We start from the raw sequence: 13,419 nt of genomic DNA, 5'->3' as shown, positions 1-13,419 counted from the left end.
CTAAATTCCCTCATGTATCTGAACAAAAAACGCCTCGCCCACATCGTCTTTGATTCAGATGACCGGGCATCCAAACTCTTCGACATTGTGCTTTTATTACTGATTTTCGGATCGGTTACAGTCGCTATTTTGGATTCCGTTGGTTCACTACACGACAAATACGGGGAGTTATTTTATGTCCTGGAATTGGCCTTTACATTCCTTTTCACCATTGAGTATGCACTTCGGGTATGGCTGACGAGCAAGACTTTCAAATATGTCACGAGCTTTTATGGCTTAGTGGATTTGATGGCCATTTTGCCCGTTTACCTCAGCTTTTTTGTGGCCAATACTCAACTGTTGTCGGTAGTACGGGCGCTTCGCTTATTGAGGATAGTCCGGGTTTTGAAATTGGGAAGATATCTGGCGGAGGCCGATTTTATCGGGGATGCTCTACGGGCAAGTGCTGCAAAAATCCAGATGTTTCTTTTTTCGGTGCTGACCATTGTCCTGATTATGGGGACTTTGATGTTTGTCATCGAAGGACCCGAGCATGGATTTACCAGCATACCTGTTTCCATGTATTGGGCCATCGTGACTTTGACCACAGTTGGGTTTGGGGATATTACGCCTTCTACTCCTCTGGGCCAGTTTGCCGCCTCCTTGATTATGTTGCTGGGCTATGCCATTATTGCCGTGCCCACAGGAATTGTCACCTCAGAGATGGCCAGCAGAAAAAGAAAAAGCCACTACGAAAAGCTTAAAACCTGTACACACTGTGGGTTTGACGCCTTGGAGCCAGAGGATAATTATTGCCGAATCTGCGGGGAAAAGAAAATCTAAATCCTCCGGGAGTATTTTTTGCTGAAATCCTGAGCGGAATAAATACCCCCTTTTCCACTGCACAAATAGGCCATCAGACAAGCCAATCCCAGAAAAATACCCGCTTCATATCCAAATAGCTCCATGCCCATCACCGTACAGGCCATTGGGGTATTAGTAGCTCCGGAAAAGACTCCCACAAAGCCACATCCCGCCAATAAGGCCAAAGGAAGCGGAATCCAGACAGAAAGGGCATTCCCTAAAGTAGCTCCTGTGAAAAACAAGGGAGTAACTTCCCCTCCTTTAAATCCCGAGCCCAAGGTCAGGCCGGTCAAACCGATTTTTGCCAAAAAATCATACCAGGGCAAAGGCGTCTCAAATGCTTCTAAAATTCTCGGAACCCCCAAACCGATATAGGTATAGGCATCAGTCAAATATACCAAGCCTGCCACCAATACTCCACCCACCAAAGGACGGAGAGGAGGATAGGAAATGGCCTTATTGAACGCCGCTCCAATCCAATGCCCCGTTTCTGCGAAAAGTCTTCCGGTAAGCCCAAAGGCGATCCCGGCAACAAGAATCCACGAAAGATTGATTAGCGTATGCGGAGCTATCTCGGGAATGGAATACGAAATATGGCCTACTCCCCAAGCCCACTCACAAATGAAGTGGGCCACCCAAGCCGACCACACTGCAGGAAAAATGGATCGCGGCCTGAATCTGCCGGAAAGCATCCACTCCAAAGAGAAAATAGCACCAGCCCATGGAGTACCAAATACGGACGCAAAACCTCCTGCCACTCCACAAATCAAAAGTATTCTCCTATCCTCGGCATCCAATGGAATCCACTTTTGGATTTGATCGGCCAAGGATCCACCCATTTGCACTGAAGTCCCTTCCCGTCCGGCCGAGCCACCAAACAAATGAGTAAAAACAGTCCCAAAAAGAACCAAAGGAGTCATTCGGAGTGGAATCGGATTTTTGGTTTGATAGAGCTCCTCCAAAAGAAGATTATTTCCCTGCACAGAATTGGCCCCATAATGGTAATAAACATACCCGATACCGAATCCAGCCAGAGGCAAAAGAGCCAAAAGCCATAGGTTTGCTTCACGGGTTTCAGTGGCCCAATCCAGCAAAACCAAAAAAATGGCCGAAGCTGAACCGGACAAAATGCCCACAAGCAAACCAAATCCCAACCATTGGAGTAGATATCGAACCAAAATCAAGAAGCAGATTGTAACTAGAGAAGAACAAAGAAAAGAATCGACTCAGAGATTTGGAATTAAATAACAATTATTAATCGCTCAAAACTGATCGGGAAAGTGTTGCAAATCCGTACATTTCAACCAATCCTTGGATTTTGGGTTAAATAAAAAAATCAAGTATGGATCACATTCTCATCACTGGAGGTTCAGGCCTAGTCGGTCAGCAAATCACCCGGCTTCTGGAAAAGAAGGGCTATCAAGTGGCTTGGCTGAGTCGGTCTGCCCAAGGGCAAAAGAATTTTTTGTGGGATGTGGAAAAAGGAAAAATTGATCCGGAAGCCCTGGAATGGGCAGATGCCGTGATTCATTTAGCTGGTGCAGGTGTCGCTGAAAAGCGCTGGACTCCGGAGCGCAAAAAGCTGATTCTAGAATCCAGAACCCAAAGCACAAAACTGCTTTATTCTGCAATTGAAAAGGCTGTCAACAAACCAAGCACCTTTATTTCTGCCTCGGCAGTGGGCTATTATGGATTCAATACCGGAACAAAATTAGTAGATGAAAACAGTCCCGCGGGAGATGACTTCCTGGCCCAAGTGGTGATTGCCTGGGAAAATGAAGCCAAAAAAATGGAAGCCTTACACCTGCGGACCGTGCTTCTTAGAATCGGGATTGTACTTGATGCAGACGGCGGCGCATTGGGTGAAATGCTCAAGCCTCCGGTAGCTGCCCCCTTGGGCTCAGGAGATCAGTGGATGAGTTGGATTCATATTGAGGATTTGGCGAGGATGTTTGTTTTTGCCTTGGAAAAAACCACCCTACAAGGAGTATACAATGCTGTCGGACCCAATCCGGCAACCAATCAGCAACTGACGCAAGAGGCGGCTTCTGCCAAAGGGAAGCCCTATTTGGGAATCGGGGTGCCGGGTTTTGCACTCAAATTGGTTTTGGGAGAAATGGCCGCGATGGTCTTGGGAGGAAATAGGGTTTCTTCTCAGAAAATCCAAAAAGCTGGATTCCAGTTTGAGTTCTTCGAGCTTTCAGCGGCTTTGAGGGATATTTTTCACCGGTAAAAATCCCATTTTCAAAAAGGTCATGGCATTAAGGCTCAGGCCAGCGTCTTATTTAGGAATTTGAGCTTTGCCTTTTTTATTCTTATAAGCAAGAAAAATATAGCCTCCCAGAATGCTTAAAATACCTCCAATAAATAGGGGTGAAAAGAAATAGCCTAGTGTCATTGTGTTGTCAAAACTAGATTGAACCACTTTGTATACCAGGGTCGAAAAGATTAATAGGATCAACAAACTTAGCCAACTTAACATTCTTGTGACTAGTCGATACTGGACTTCCGCATTTTCAGGAGTGATTTCTACGGGGATATTCAGCACATGAGGGATACTTCTGAAAAGACCCAAAAGCAAATAGAGGAAAATTCCCATTACGGGCTGGATCCAAATGCTATTTTTTGGGCCAAATCCGTCAGGTTTCCCCTCTTGATTGAAATGAATGGGAATCGTATCCGGAATTTCCGCAAAATAAGTCAGGGGGTAAATCAACAGAAACCCCAAAACACACAGATTGAGGATTTCTAAAATCCAATCCAAGAGTCCCTTTTCAAGCTTAAGAACAGGTCTTTCCATGCATTGACTCAAATCCGCTTATTCCTCCCTATCGCAAACCAAACAATGGTCCCCAACAAGGGAAGCAGGAGCACGATCAAAATCCAAATCAGCTTATCATTTGAATTGGCAAATCGACTGGTCACCACATCGTAAATGGTGAAGGCGTAGACAATAAATCCGAGTATTTTTAGCATAGCTTAGGCAAATTTTTTGGTTCCCGGACCCAATACCAAATAGGCAATCGGGCCAAAGCCTTGGGCAAAAAGAAGGATCACCACCCAAATCAATTTCATGTTTTGGTCTTTAAAATCAGACCGAATGACATCAATCAGGCAATACACCCAAAGAATAAAGTAGATCAGGGAAATCAGGAGAATTCCGATCAAAAAAAATCCTCCCATATTTTGTATAAAGGCTAATTCCATGGTTAATCTTTTGATGAATTGGAAATTTTTGAAAAATCAGGTTTAAATGTTCGTTTCACTTTGGTACTTCTACTCATACTTAGGTAGAGGAATGCCCCGATGATCTGAGCAAAAAGGATCAGCAAAATCCAAATCAACTTTTGATTGGGTCCCCGAAAGTCATTTCTCAAACAGTCGACCAGGGCATACACCCAAAACCCAAGATAAACTAGAGCAGAAAGTTGCCAAAATATCAATCCATGAGAAGGCACAATCAAATCCATGTCGTTTGTTCTATTATTTTTACCACCCGTCTAAAATAGCTTTTTTTGATCAAACTAGTTAAGAATTTAGTCAATTGATAAAATTTCACTCCATGAAAAAGTTCACCCTATCGGTGCTTTTAGCTCTGATTGCATCGCTCACATTCGCTCAGGATCTGAGTTATTACCTTCCCAAAGGATACACTTACAATCCCGCCATCCCGACGCCCAAGCAGGTTTTAGGCTACGAAGTAGGGGAATGGCACGTCACCCATGATCAGCTGGTCATCTACATGAAAGCTGTGGCTGAAGCCTCAGATCGGGTGATCTTTGAGGAAACCGGTCGCTCTTACGAAAAACGACCGCAGACACTCCTGACTATTTCTTCACCTTCTAATCTGACCAAACTGGACCAAATCAAAGCCGAAAGGGCAAAGCTTCGAGAACCCGGAAGCTCGATAGACATACAGAATATGCCTGTGGTCATGTTTATGGGATATTCTGTCCATGGAAATGAGCCCTCAGGGGCCAATGCCTCACTATTGGCGGCATATCATTTTGCAGCAGCGAATGAAATCGCCTCCGAACTGGAAAACATCGTCCTCCTTCTCGATCCGGCCATCAACCCCGACGGATTAAACCGATTTGCCTCTTGGGTCAATTCTCATAAGGCCTATCATCTCAACGGAGACCCTGCAGGCCGGGAATACAACGAGGCTTGGCCAAGAGGCAGGACCAATCACTATTGGTTTGACCTCAACCGGGACTGGCTACCTGTGCAACATCCCGAATCCAGAAATCGGGTACGCGTATTCCAAAGCTGGCTTCCCAATATTCACTTGGATTTCCACGAAATGGGAACCAACAGCACCTTCTTTTTTCAGCCAGGTGTTCCATCTCGGGTCCATCCATTGACTCCGAAAAAGAATTTTGAACTGACTGAGAAAATCGGAACCTACCACGCCAAAGCCTTGGATCAAATCGGGTCGTTGTACTACAATCAGGAGAACTATGATGATTTCTACTACGGAAAAGGCTCTACCTATCCGGATGTACAGGGCTCCATCGGAATCCTGTTTGAGCAGGCTAGCTCAAGAGGTCATTTACAGGAAAGTGCCAATGGGCTGCTGAGCTTTCCATTCACCATCAGAAATCAGTTTACTGCCAATCTTTCTTCTTACCAGGCCGCCAAAGAAATGCGCGTGGAGCTCAATCAGTGGATGAAGGATTTCTACACCGAGATCAAAAACGAAACCACCGCCGATGTCAACAAGGCCTATATTTTCGGAACCGAGTCAGATGATGCGCGAAGTTTCCATCTCGCAGATTTGATCCTTCAGCATGATATTGAAGTCTTCTCCCTGAATGAAGACGTGACCATCAATGGGCAGGAGTTTAAGAAAGAAAACTCCTACATCGTCCCTGCCGATCAACCCCAATACCGATTGATCAAGGCCATGTTTGAGACCCGCACTACCTTCGAGGACAGCCTTTTCTATGACATTTCGGCTTGGACTTATCCCATGGCTTTCGGTCTGGACTACATGGCGCTAAACAGCAAGATTCTGAATCTGGCCAGTGTCAGTCCAGTAGACAAAAACTCATTTACTCTTCCGGAAGGACAGGTTATCGGTCAGCCGGGAGCGTATCAGTATGCCATGGAGTGGACCGATTACTACGCACCAAAGGCAGCTTATCAGTTAATGAAAGCAAAGTTTCTCGTTCGGGTATCCAATACCGAGTTTTCCACAGCAGAAGGGAAGACATTTGGTAGAGGCACGCTTTTGATAGGAAAAGGAGAATCAGGAATGGACGATTTGGCATTCCATAGCAAGCTTCAGGAAATCGCCAAAATGTCCACCGTGGATATCCACGCGCTGACGACCGGATACACTTCCGGAGCCAATTTAGGATCCACCTTCATGAGTCCTCTTGATGCGCCAAAAATTGCGCTTTTGGTGGATGGTGGTGTGGATAGTTACGAAGCAGGAGAGATTTGGCACCTGCTCGATCAGCGAATGAATATGCCGATCACCCTACTTCCTCTGGATGCCGTGTCAGGAGCCAATCTGTCCCGATATAATGTGATTATCATGGCAGACGGCAACTACGGAAGGCTGGGAGGTTCAGGCGCCAATGCGATCAAGTCCTGGGTCAGTGCCGGGAATACCCTGATTGCAAAAGGAGGAGCAGTTCGTTGGTTGATCCAAAATGAAATCGGAAACTTTGCCCAGCGAATGGTGGATAATTCCGAAAAAGGTTTGCAAAAAAGCTATGCGAATTATGACAATGCCACCGGAGCCAAAGGAACCTTTGGAGCCATCTTCAAAGCCAACCTTGATATCACACATCCGATAGGATATGGCTATCAGGAAAAAGAAATACACACCTTCAGAAATGATAACTTCTTCCTCGAGCCCTCTTCCAACCCGTACGCCAATCCTTTGGTTTACACCCAAGACCCCTTAGCCTCAGGCTATCTCCACCCAAGCAACTTACCGGGATTACAGCAAAGTGCAGTGATTCGGGTATCTGCAGTAGGCAGAGGAAGAGTCATCGGATTTGCTGATAACATGAACTTCCGGGCATTCTGGTTTGGTACTAACAAGCTGTTTATGAATGCCATTTATTTCGGACAGGTCATCGATGGGGGCACCGCGCGCTGATTCATAGAAATCCTGGCTTAAAAGTCAGGATTTCTTTTTGTTTGTTCTTGTTTGCCAAAAATCTTAACACCTTACTTCCATGAAAAAAAGTCTAAATCTTCTGATTCTTTTCCTGTTGGGAATGACTTCAGCATTTGCCCAGGAAATGAGCTTCGAAGAATACAATCCCCCCTCCACGCTGAAAGTCCCCCAAAATCCGGTCACTCGGGCCAAATTCCCCTTTGTGGATATCCATAGCCATCAGGGAGGCATCAATGAGGAAAAAATCGATCAGCTGGTCAGAGAAATGAAAGAACTCAACATGGGAGTGCTGGTCAACCTGAGCGGAAGAGGTTTTGGAAGAGGGGACAGCAATACCCAACAGGAATACATTCGAGCTATGATCAGGGATTTCAATACCCATGCACCGGGAAGATTCATGGTATTTACCAATCTGAATTTTGCTGGATTTGGGGATGAAAATTGGAGCCGAATCGCCGTCAAGGAGCTGGAAGAAGACGTAGCTGCTGGGGCTGTGGGTCTGAAGATCTACAAAAGTCTCGGGCTCAACTCCAAAGACATCAATGGCAACCGAATCCCCGTGGATCATCCGGATTTGGATCCGGTATGGGCAAAAGCCGGGGAATTGGGAATCCCTGTGCTGATTCACTCAGCAGATCCGGCGCCTTTCTGGCAGCCCATGGATGCCAACAACGAACGCTGGCTGGAACTGAAACTGAATCCCAACCGAAAGCGATCCGATACCGACCCGGTGCCCTTTGAGCAAATCATCGCAGAGCAGCATAACGTATTTGCAAAGCATCCCAAAACAACCTTCATCAATGCCCACATGGGCTGGATGGCCAATGACCTCGACGCCGCGAGTGCGCATTTGGAAAAATATCCCAACGTCAACTTTGGCATCGGAGCGGTGATTGCGGAGTTTGGAAGACAGCCGAGAAGAGCCAAAGAGTTTTTCATCCGATATCAGGACCGATTGCTATTCGGCAAAGACGCCTACAATCCCGAGGAATTCCACACCTACTTCCGAGTTTTGGAAACTGAGGACGAATATTTCCCCTACTACAAAAAGTACCATGCCTTTTGGGCAATGTATGGATTGGGGCTTCCGGATGAGGTGTTGAAGAAGGTTTATTACAAAAATGCGCTGCGAATCGTGCCGGGGATGGATAAGTCACAGTTTCCGGATTGATAGATCTTTTAAAAAAACTGCAAAGGCCAAGGATACAAGATAATCCTTGGCCTTTTTCTTAAATGATAAGTTGCTTTTCATACTGCCTCACTCTGTAAAGAAAATTGGAAAACCTTTGCAAAGACTTCGGCTTATGTAAAGAAAAGCTTGTTTTCTTTACCTATCGCACTCCACAGGTAAAGCAAATGTTTCTTTTCTTTACAAAGTTTGGCTTGAAAACCGGTCCATTTATCCAAGTCTGAGATCTCGGAGTTTCCTGCATGACCGAGAGGTTGTTTGCCTTTCTGAGTAGCTGGTAAAATGAATAGCTCACAGATGACACGGATTCCCACAGATTTTTGTATCTGTGCAATTCTGTGTAATCTGTGAGAATATTCTTACTCTTGGCAGCGAATAAATCTTATTTTCCATTTTGAATTAATCATTTGCGACTCTTTCATCACAATACTCGCCACAAAAATTCAGGCTATCTGCTTGCAGGAACAGTATCAATCTTAATGGGGCTAGCTGTTTGGATTACTCCTTTCTTTTTGGAGGTAGAGACCCCCTTTTTAAAAATTCTATTGGTAGGAGGAATCCCTTTGCTGTTGGGATTGGGATTGATTTCTACATTCTCCGGCACCTTGATTGATTTTGAGAAGAAAAAGATCAAAAGATATCAAAGCATGTTGTGGGTAAAAACCGGCAAATGGGAACCTCTTCCCGGGATAAATCATGCTGAATTGATCCACCATACCTATCAGCACAGAAACCTCCCCAATGGAATCAGCCCTACAATTTCTTCTGAAATAACCACCTACAAGTGCGTGCTAAAGCTGGAAGGAAATGAGCTGCTGGTGTTTGATTATGCCAGGGAGAAAGATGCGATTCGTGCCTTGGCACAAATCCAGAAAGGGCTTCAATTGTATTGATCTCACAGATGAAACAGATTTTCACAGATTTATATCTGCGCTCATCTGTGCCATCTGTGAGCAATTTTTAAAACTTCATTCGTAATCCGAGCAGGAAATTGGTCCCTGCCTGAGGATAGTAGAAGTTTTCGGTGATCAATTCCCTTCCTGTATCTCCCGGCACAAAGTAGCTGAACGTATAGCCGTTTGGCTCATATAGCTCATTGAAGATATTGTTGATCAGCAAGTTGACTTCCAAGCCTTTGAAAAACCTCGGAGTAGCAGAATAGCTAATTCGCAAGTCATTGGTAAAGAACGCATCCAGCGATCTGGTTTCATTGGCCGTATTGTCCAAAAACTGACGACCCACGTACTTACTCAGCCAGTTAAGGGAGAGGTTTTTGATCGGCTTAAACTCAATAATCGCAGAACCTACCACATTTGGAGAAAAGGCGATATCCGTGTTGGTATAGGTAAACGCCTCTTGCTGAAATTCCTCTACGCTGTAATCGTCGATGTATTCGGTAAACTCCCGGATTTTGTTTTGGCTGAAAGCAATATTCCCACCCAAAGTCCAAGCCGGAGATAGGGCATAGGCTCCATCCAGCTCAATGCCTGCCCGATAGGAAGAAGCCACATTTTCCCGAATGTAGGCTCCGACATCGTTAATTTGCCCAGTGAGGATCAGTTGGTCTTGGTAGCCCATGTAATAGAAATTGGCATTGTAGGTGAAGTTGCCTGTTTTTGCACGAACCCCTGCCTCGATATTGTTTAGCCGCTCGGGTCTTGGGATTTCCGTGATCGGATTGTCGATGAAATCCGAGCGGGTAGGTTCTCGGTTGGCCACGGCAAAGCTGGCATACCAAGTTTGCGGACCTTTTTCGTAGGAGATTCCAAACTTGGGATTAAAAAAGGTGTAAGACTCCTGACCGTCCACGATTCGCTGATCGTCATTAACCCCAAAGAAGGAATAATCTATCCCTCTCACCTGCAAATCTCCGAATAGATTCAATCCGGGTTTTACCTCAAAGGTCGCCTTGGAATAGATGTTCCGATCGTCTTTTACCGCATTGTTGTCGTAGTAGCGATCACGGATATCCGTATTTCCTGCCACCCGAGCCCAGATGATTTCTCCAAAATGATCCCCGTCGTAGCGATTGGCTCCACCACCGATAATCAGGTCAAGGCGTCCATCGTCCGAGATATAATTTGCAGAACCCACAAATCCGTAGAAATCATTGTCCAACCAGCGACGACGGATGATATCTGTGCTTTCGATAAGCTCATTCCCAATCTGAACCGGCGACAATCCATAATTTTCAAACGCATCATCCTCTCGGTACTGCTCAAAATATCCTCTACCGTAGGTGTAATGCAGGGCCAAATTGGTTTTCCAGTTGGACCCTAGGATGCCGGTATAGATCAACTGATAGTGATCCTGCTGGTAATTGTCCGTTTCGTTGTCGTAGGTGTAGAAGTTGTAGGTTCGGTCATTTTCCAGCTTGGATTCCGGCAGTCCGTACCAGCTTTGGTAGGTTTGCTCCCTTCCGGAGAAGGCAATCAGCTTGATCACACTTTTTTCCCCGTAATATCCTCCGGATACAAACCAGCTGCTAAGGTCAGAAAAAGCCCGGTCCACATATCCGTCCGAGGTGATTTTGGAAAGCCGGGCATCCACTGCAAATCGGTTATTAAGCAATCCTGTCCCTGCTTTTACTGTATTTCTCCAGGTATTGAAAGAGCCAAAGCCATTGTCCAACTCAGCGTAAGCCTCATCCCTTCGCGTGTCAGTCTGGAAGTTCAGACTCGCTCCAAAGGTGGCCGCTCCATTGGTAGAAGTGCCGACTCCCCGTTGGATTTGGAGGGATTCCACAGAGGAGGCAAAATCAGGCATATTCACCCAAAATACCCCATGTGATTCGGCATCGTTGAGCGGAATACCGTTGATGGTGGCGTTGATTCGGGTTTGATCGGTCCCTCTGATTCTAAGGCCGGTATAACCTACACCGGCTCCGGCATCCGAATGGGACACTACCGATGGGGTGAAATTGAGCAGGATGGGAATATCCTGACCCAGATTTCTTTTGGCTATCTCCGCTTTATCCACTGTAGTGAAAGTGGTCGGGGTATTTTCCGATGCCCGGGTAGCAGACACGATAAACTCTTCTGTAAGGAAATCCTTCGGCTCGAGACGGATTTCCAGAACATCTGCTGTAGGCAGGGTGGCACTTTCCCTTCGGGTCTCATAGCCCAAATAGGAAACCCGGATTTCCACACTCCCGGAGGACAATTTACTCAGGACAAACAGCCCATCCTGATCGGTGACTGCTCCTCTTCCTGCATTTTCAGCCCAAACTGAAGCGCCAACCAAAGGCAGGTTGGATTGGGCATCCACTACTTTTCCTTTGAGGCTGTTTTGTGCCCAAAGGACTGTACTGGCCAGGCAAAGCGCGAGGCCAAAGATGAATTTTTTCATGATACTTATTCCCTTTCGGGAGGTTGAGTGAAACATGGGAAAGCCTAGGGGAGGTTTCCGTTGATTGTTTTACCCGCCAGCACAGCATTCAAGTCATAACATGCCCAAAGGGTACCGCTTTGGTCAAATTTTTTGAAATGTTTACTCTGCTTTCTCATTTCCCTTCGCCGGCATTACCCGGATCAGGTCGTATGGGTATGATCTCAGCCCGTTGTATTAAGGCACCCCTTATGATCTGGGAACAAAGGTAAGCGTGAAAAGTTTTTTTCCAAGGCCTTTGCTTCAATCCCTTTTTCCTAAATTCAAATCCAAACCTCAAACCCAAAACCTTATGCGCCTCTTTAAATTAAACTCAGGTACACTTCTGGAGACTGATTCTGAGTACTTACTCGGCCCAGAGCTCGACTGGGATCAGCTTCTCGGAAGAGAGCATCTACCCAAACTATTGAAGTCCGAAGCCGCCCATTGGGAAAAAATCTCTGCAGAAGATGCCGAACAGCTCAAAGCAGAGGGCCTCTTAGCTCCGATGGGCAATCAGGAAATCTGGGCCGCCGGGGTCACCTATTACCGAAGCCGAACTGCACGAATGGAAGAATCCCAAGATGCGGGAGGTGCTGATTTTTATGACAAAGTGTATGTTGCCGAACGGCCAGAGCTCTTTTTTAAAGCCACTGCAAGCCGAGTATCCAATCCGGGTGAAAAAGTCAATATTCGCAAGGATTCCAGCTGGGATGTTCCCGAGCCGGAATTGACCCTGCTGATTTCTCCCTCCGGTAAAGTGCAGGGCTTCACCGTGGGAAATGATATGAGCAGCCGAAGCATCGAAGGGGAAAACCCACTCTATCTCCCTCAGGCGAAAGTATATCAAGGTTGTGCATCAGTTGGTCCCTGCATTCTGCTTCAAGAAGATATGCTCCCCGACAGCACTAAAATCAGCCTGGAAATAGAAAAAAATGGAAAAACTGAGGCCTCGGGAGAAACGACACTGGCACAGATGAAAAGAAAACCTCAAGAGCTGGCCGATTGGCTGTTTCGGGCTAACACCTTTCCGATCGGTTGCCTGATGATGACCGGAACGGGCATTGTGCCGGATAATTTCACGCTCCAGGCAGGCGATGTGGTCAGAATTTCGATTGATGGGATTGGTACATTAGAGAACCCGGTAGGAAAAATATGAAAATTACTCGAGCACTGTTTTTCATCCCCTGCTTATGGATCGGAATATCCTTCTCCATAAGAGCTCAAAATTTCAACTATCAACAGGATTTTGAAGGCTTTTTTAACCGATCTCAAGACCCAAAAAGTGAATTTTTCTACTCTACCCTGTTGGAAAGATTTAATCAGGGAGACACCGCCTTAAACAGTCGGGAAATTCTCCACCTTTTAATCGGGTTTACTTCAGAGGAGGAATTCAAGCCCTACGAATATTTTCGAAAAGAACGGGAGATTTTCAGTTTGGTGGAAGAAGCCCAATACTTAAAAGCATTGGAAAGTGCTGATTCTCTTTTGGCAAAAGTGCCTGTTAGCCAACAAACTATTTTGAGCAAAGCAGCAGCGCTTTATTACTTGGAGAGACCGGAAGAATCCGGATTGGAAATCTGGAAATCTCAAAAGATCATGGAAGCGATGGCCTGGTCAGGAGATGGAACAAGCCCCGAAACAGCCTTTTTTGCTCTCGGACCGGCAGATGGACAAAATTTTATCCAAATTTTCCTTGGCCAATCGATTGGTACCATGGGCTCGGGAAGTGATCAGTTTGGCAACTTTTTAGACATCCTCGAAATGGTTTTTACGGATGAAAATGGGCAGCAGAAAACAGCGCCAGTTTATTTCCAAATCGAGCATGCATCCAAGACCTTAGAAGAGATGCTGAAAGGTATTGAAAATTAAGAGCGTCTATTCA

At 45.9% G+C, this 13,419-nt stretch carries 13 protein-coding genes and 1 riboswitch; of the genes, 7 read left to right on the top strand and 6 right to left on the bottom strand.

The window, feature by feature from the left end; genetic code table 11:
• Nucleotides 1-12 precede the first annotated feature (12 nt).
• On the top strand, nt 13-822 hold the full coding sequence (locus AAA942_RS11255) for an ion transporter (protein ID WP_338220370.1): 810 nt from the start codon (nt 13-15) through the stop codon (nt 820-822).
• On the opposite strand, the gene AAA942_RS11250 is transcribed toward AAA942_RS11255, so the two are convergent.
• Nucleotides 819-2,021 (bottom strand): chloride channel protein, encoded by a 1,203-nt coding sequence (locus AAA942_RS11250; RefSeq protein WP_338220369.1) that lies wholly within the window; start codon nt 2,019-2,021, stop codon nt 819-821. The two genes, AAA942_RS11255 and AAA942_RS11250, sit on opposite strands and share 4 nt — an antisense overlap.
• Nucleotides 2,022-2,185: 164 nt before the next feature.
• Here AAA942_RS11250 and AAA942_RS11245 point away from each other — a divergent pair, with 164 nt between their 5' ends.
• The gene (locus tag AAA942_RS11245; protein ID WP_338220368.1) at nt 2,186-3,076 is read left to right on the top strand and encodes a TIGR01777 family oxidoreductase; all 891 of its coding nucleotides are present in this window, start codon (nt 2,186-2,188) and stop codon (nt 3,074-3,076) included.
• Between the two features lie 48 nt (nt 3,077-3,124).
• Here AAA942_RS11245 and AAA942_RS11240 read toward each other — a convergent pair whose 3' ends face one another.
• The 4 genes from AAA942_RS11240 to AAA942_RS20325 are packed head-to-tail and all read right to left on the bottom strand — an operon-like array spanning nt 3,125 to nt 4,313.
• Complete coding sequence (locus AAA942_RS11240) at nt 3,125-3,643, bottom strand: DUF1648 domain-containing protein (RefSeq protein ID WP_338220367.1); 519 nt, start codon at nt 3,641-3,643, stop codon at nt 3,125-3,127.
• Between the two features lie 8 nt (nt 3,644-3,651).
• Entirely contained in the window at nt 3,652-3,819 is a 168-nt protein-coding gene (locus AAA942_RS11235) for a PLDc N-terminal domain-containing protein (protein WP_338220366.1), read from the bottom strand.
• 3 nt (nt 3,820-3,822) lie between these two features.
• The gene (locus AAA942_RS11230) at nt 3,823-4,050 is read right to left on the bottom strand and encodes a PLD nuclease N-terminal domain-containing protein (RefSeq protein ID WP_338220365.1); all 228 of its coding nucleotides are present in this window, start codon (nt 4,048-4,050) and stop codon (nt 3,823-3,825) included.
• 2 nt (nt 4,051-4,052) lie between these two features.
• Nucleotides 4,053-4,313, bottom strand: coding sequence for a PLDc N-terminal domain-containing protein (locus AAA942_RS20325; protein WP_445083338.1), 261 nt, complete (start codon nt 4,311-4,313; stop codon nt 4,053-4,055).
• Between the two features lie 92 nt (nt 4,314-4,405).
• On the opposite strand from AAA942_RS20325, the gene AAA942_RS11225 reads away from it, so the two are divergent.
• From AAA942_RS11225 to AAA942_RS11215, 3 genes are all read left to right on the top strand, one after another.
• Nucleotides 4,406-6,958 carry a M14 family metallopeptidase gene (locus AAA942_RS11225; protein ID WP_338220364.1) on the top strand — a complete coding sequence of 851 codons (2,553 nt, stop codon included), beginning with the start codon at nt 4,406-4,408 and terminating at the stop codon, nt 6,956-6,958.
• A 79-nt stretch (nt 6,959-7,037) separates the two neighbouring features.
• Nucleotides 7,038-8,150, top strand: a complete 1,113-nt coding sequence (locus AAA942_RS11220) for an amidohydrolase family protein (RefSeq protein ID WP_338220363.1) — start codon at nt 7,038-7,040, stop codon at nt 8,148-8,150.
• A 497-nt stretch (nt 8,151-8,647) separates the two neighbouring features.
• Complete coding sequence (locus tag AAA942_RS11215) at nt 8,648-9,061, top strand: hypothetical protein (RefSeq protein ID WP_338220362.1); 414 nt, start codon at nt 8,648-8,650, stop codon at nt 9,059-9,061.
• A gap of 67 nt (nt 9,062-9,128) precedes the next feature.
• On the opposite strand, the gene AAA942_RS11210 is transcribed toward AAA942_RS11215, so the two are convergent.
• Nucleotides 9,129-11,516, bottom strand: coding sequence for a TonB-dependent receptor (locus tag AAA942_RS11210; protein ID WP_338220361.1), 2,388 nt, complete (start codon nt 11,514-11,516; stop codon nt 9,129-9,131).
• A gap of 142 nt (nt 11,517-11,658) precedes the next feature.
• Nucleotides 11,659-11,755, bottom strand: a riboswitch (TPP riboswitch).
• A 92-nt stretch (nt 11,756-11,847) separates the two neighbouring features.
• Between AAA942_RS11210 and AAA942_RS11205 the strand changes: the two genes are divergently transcribed.
• On the top strand, nt 11,848-12,693 hold the full coding sequence (locus AAA942_RS11205; RefSeq protein WP_338220360.1) for a fumarylacetoacetate hydrolase family protein: 846 nt from the start codon (nt 11,848-11,850) through the stop codon (nt 12,691-12,693).
• Complete coding sequence (locus tag AAA942_RS11200; RefSeq protein ID WP_338220359.1) at nt 12,690-13,406, top strand: DUF4919 domain-containing protein; 717 nt, start codon at nt 12,690-12,692, stop codon at nt 13,404-13,406. Before AAA942_RS11205 ends, AAA942_RS11200 begins: the two co-directional genes overlap by 4 nt.
• The last annotated feature ends 13 nt before the right edge of the window (nt 13,407-13,419 follow it).

Origin of the sequence: Algoriphagus sp. oki45, from assembly GCF_036245605.1 — a bacterium.
Classification (GTDB): domain Bacteria; phylum Bacteroidota; class Bacteroidia; order Cytophagales; family Cyclobacteriaceae; genus Algoriphagus.
This window is presented reverse-complemented; position numbering and strand designations above follow the sequence as displayed.

Excerpts from the sequence above, each read along its gene's own strand:
- AAA942_RS11200 (WP_338220359.1), top strand. The coding sequence starts at position 12,690 with ATGAAAATTACTCGAGCACTGTTTTTCATCCCCTGCTTATGGATCGGA.
- AAA942_RS11235 (WP_338220366.1), bottom strand. The coding sequence starts at position 3,819 with ATGCTAAAAATACTCGGATTTATTGTCTACGCCTTCACCATTTACGAT.
- AAA942_RS11240 (WP_338220367.1), bottom strand. The coding sequence starts at position 3,643 with ATGGAAAGACCTGTTCTTAAGCTTGAAAAGGGACTCTTGGATTGGATT.
- AAA942_RS11230 (WP_338220365.1), bottom strand. The coding sequence starts at position 4,050 with ATGGAATTAGCCTTTATACAAAATATGGGAGGATTTTTTTTGATCGGA.
- AAA942_RS20325 (WP_445083338.1), bottom strand. The coding sequence starts at position 4,313 with ATGGATTTGATTGTGCCTTCTCATGGATTGATATTTTGGCAACTTTCT.
- AAA942_RS11210 (WP_338220361.1), bottom strand. The coding sequence starts at position 11,516 with ATGAAAAAATTCATCTTTGGCCTCGCGCTTTGCCTGGCCAGTACAGTC.
- AAA942_RS11255 (WP_338220370.1), top strand. The coding sequence starts at position 13 with ATGTATCTGAACAAAAAACGCCTCGCCCACATCGTCTTTGATTCAGAT.
- AAA942_RS11225 (WP_338220364.1), top strand. The coding sequence starts at position 4,406 with ATGAAAAAGTTCACCCTATCGGTGCTTTTAGCTCTGATTGCATCGCTC.
- AAA942_RS11215 (WP_338220362.1), top strand. The coding sequence starts at position 8,648 with ATGGGGCTAGCTGTTTGGATTACTCCTTTCTTTTTGGAGGTAGAGACC.
- AAA942_RS11220 (WP_338220363.1), top strand. The coding sequence starts at position 7,038 with ATGAAAAAAAGTCTAAATCTTCTGATTCTTTTCCTGTTGGGAATGACT.
- AAA942_RS11205 (WP_338220360.1), top strand. The coding sequence starts at position 11,848 with ATGCGCCTCTTTAAATTAAACTCAGGTACACTTCTGGAGACTGATTCT.
- AAA942_RS11245 (WP_338220368.1), top strand. The coding sequence starts at position 2,186 with ATGGATCACATTCTCATCACTGGAGGTTCAGGCCTAGTCGGTCAGCAA.